Origin of the sequence: Aeromonas sp. Y311-2 (genome assembly GCF_027706025.1) — a bacterium.
In the GTDB taxonomy this organism is placed as follows: domain Bacteria; phylum Pseudomonadota; class Gammaproteobacteria; order Enterobacterales; family Aeromonadaceae; genus Aeromonas; species Aeromonas veronii.
In genome coordinates, this window is record NZ_JAPDCL010000060.1 from 1 (window position 1) to 2,962 (window position 2,962).

Here is a 2,962-nt window from a genome sequence, read left to right on the forward strand (position 1 = left end):
TAGATGGCAAGGTGTGGCCGCTGCTGCGCCTCGCCCCGTTTCCGCCAGGCTAAAGTTGCTTTATCGGGGTGATGTGCTGCACGCCGGAGCGGCAGGGGCTGGCGGTGCGTTTCTCTGACTTGCGCCTCACTGCGCCCCTTGGCAAGGCGCTGCACGACCTCGGCTAGCAGTTTATCGCCGGTAGTTGTTAAACAAAAAGCGCCATCAGGCGCTTTTTGTTTAGTTGCGTTGAACGCTATCGGCTCAACGCGCGGCGTGTGTACCCATGGCAGGGTTAGCCAATCAGGCTGGCCCACAGGTCATATTCGTCGGATTCGTCGATCCGCACCTTGACCATGTCGCCCGGCTTGAGGCTGGTTTCGCCGTTGAGGTAGACCAGACCATCGATCTCCGGTGCATCGGCAAAAGAGCGGCCAGTGGCACCCTCTTCGTCCACTTCGTCGATGATAACGGTCATCTCCTGACCCACTTTACGAGCCAGCTTGCGGATGGAGACCTGCTGTTGCAGCTCCATAAAGCGCTGGAAGCGCTCTTCCTGAACTTCTTCCGGCACCGGATCCGGCAGCTCGTTGGCCAGCGCCCCTTCGACCGGGCTGTATTTGAAGCAGCCGACCCGATCCAGCTCAGCCTTGTCGATAAAGTCCAGCAGCATCTGGAAATCTTCCTCGGTCTCGCCCGGGAAGCCGACGATAAAGGTGGAGCGCAGGGTGATCTGCGGGCAGATCTCCCGCCACTTCTGGATCCGCTCCAGGGTACGCTCGACCGAACCCGGGCGCTTCATCAGTTTGAGGATGCGCGGGCTGGCGTGCTGCAGCGGGATGTCGAGGTAGGGCAGGATCTTGCCATCACGCATCAGCGGGATGACGTCATCCACATGCGGGTAGGGGTAGACGTAGTGCAGACGTACCCAGATATCGAGCTTGGCCAGCTCTTCGCACAGGGCGACCATGCTGGTCTTGACCGGCATGCCGTCGTAGAAACCGGTGCGGTGCTTCACATCGACGCCGTAGGCGGAGGTGTCCTGGGAGATCACCAGCAGCTCCTTCACACCGGCCTCTTTCAGGCGCTTGGCTTCGGCCAGCACGTCGCCGATGGGGCGGCTCACTAGGTCCCCGCGCATGGAGGGGATGATGCAGAAGGTGCAGCGGTGGTTGCACCCTTCGGAAATCTTCAGATAGGCGTAGTGGCGCGGAGTCAGCTTGACGCCGTGGGCCGGTACCAGACTGGTGAAGGGGTTGTGCTGCGGCTTCTCCACATATTTGTGGACGTGACCCAGTACCTCTTCATAGGCGTGGGGGCCGGTGATCTCGAGCACCTTGGGGTGGATCTCGCGGATCTGATTCTCTTTGGCGCCAAGGCAGCCGGTGACGATCACCTTGCCGTTCTCGGCCAGCGCTTCGCCGATCGCTTCGAGCGACTCCTGCACTGCGCTGTCGATAAAGCCACAGGTGTTGACGACAACCAGCTCGGCATCGTCATAGCTGGGCACCACGTCGTACCCTTCGGTACGCAGCTGGGTCAGGATGCGCTCGGAATCGACCAGGTTTTTCGGGCAACCCAAGGAGACGAATCCTACTTTGGGGGCCTGTTTTGTGTTGGACATCGCTCAATCACTCTTAGGTGGCTCTTCTTTAAGGGCGCGGATTTTACCGGAATGGTTAACCAAAAACTATACAGCCAGCATGGCAGAACTGAACAATATCTCCGAGTGGGCAGGATTGGGCCGTGCGAATAGCGGCTGATGGTGGAGCCCTGACTGGCGCGCAGTCCCTGCTGCACAGGTTTGTGGCTGGCAATATGCATTGCTGACTTATTAGTCAATTTCGCGGTCTGTGGCTGGGAACCCTGTCACGGGTGCCCCTATACTCCCATCATGGTGATCCGGTGGAGAAGGCAATGGAAAGTTCATTTGGCGAAAGAATGCAGAATCTGCACGCTACGCTACGCTACGCGAGCGTTTTGACAAGCTGAGTCGGGTGGCCATTGCGATTTACGATCCCCATACCGATCAGCTCAAGACCTTCGCTCACAGCACCGAGGGGCCCTCGCCGCTGGTGCAGTATGAGGTGAAGCTGAGCGATGTTCCCTCCTTGCGCTATCTGGCGGAGCACAAGCACCCCCGGGTGCTTGGCAATCTCGATGCCCTGCGTGGTTCCGCGTCGGAACACAGCCGCAAGCTGCTGGAGGCGGGCTATGCCTCCAGCTATACCGAGCCGCTGTTGTTCAACAGCAAGCTGTTTGGTTTTCTGTTTTGCGATGCCATGGAGCCGGGCTATTTCGATGAGTCGATCCAAAGCGAACTGTCGGCCTATGCCCAGATGTTGTCCGCCATCATTGCGGTGGAGTTCTTCTCTATTCAGACCCTCGGCGGCGCGCTGACCACGGCACGGGAGTTCAGTCGCTATCGGGATGAGGAGACCGCCAACCATCTGCATCGGATGTCGGCCTACTCCCGACTGATCGCCAAGACGCTGGCCCCGACTTGCGGGCTGAGCGACGAGGAGGTGGAGTTTGTCTACCTCTTCTCCGAGCTGCACGACATCGGCAAGATCGCGGTGCCGGATGCCATTTTACTCAAGCCGGGCAAGCTGACCCCGGAAGAGTTCGAGATCATGAAGGTTCACACCAGCAAGGGGCGAGAGATGATCAGCCTGATGATCAATGAGTTTGGCCTCGATGGCATTCACCACACCGATATGCTGACCAACATCATCGCAGGCCATCATGAGCGTTTTGATGGCACCGGTTATCCGCTGGGCCTGGCGGGGGAGGCGATCCCGCTGGCGGCGCGTATCGTGACGGTGGCTGATGTTTTTGATGCCCTGACCAGCGAGCGCCCCTACAAGCAGGCCTGGCCGTTCGAGACGGCGTTTGCCTATCTGGAGGAGCATGCCGGCAGCCAGTTTGATCCCACCTGTGTCGCTGCGGCCCTGCACAACAAGGCCGAGTTTTATGCCATCTT

General features: G+C 59.2%; 1 protein-coding gene and 2 pseudogenes. 2 read left to right on the forward strand and 1 reads right to left on the reverse strand.

Going from position 1 to position 2,962, the window contains the following annotated elements:
• A pseudogene (locus OKC42_RS22715) lies at positions 1-167 on the forward strand (DUF1349 domain-containing protein); the annotation flags it as partial.
• A gap of 107 nt (positions 168-274) precedes the next feature.
• Here OKC42_RS22715 and rimO read toward each other — a convergent pair.
• Positions 275-1,603: a 30S ribosomal protein S12 methylthiotransferase RimO gene (rimO, locus tag OKC42_RS22565; RefSeq protein WP_041208316.1), complete on the reverse strand. Its 1,329-nt coding sequence runs from the start codon at positions 1,601-1,603 to the stop codon at positions 275-277.
• 293 nt (positions 1,604-1,896) lie between these two features.
• Between rimO and OKC42_RS22570 the strand changes: the two are divergent.
• Positions 1,897-2,962, forward strand: a pseudogene (locus OKC42_RS22570) (HD domain-containing phosphohydrolase); the annotation flags it as partial.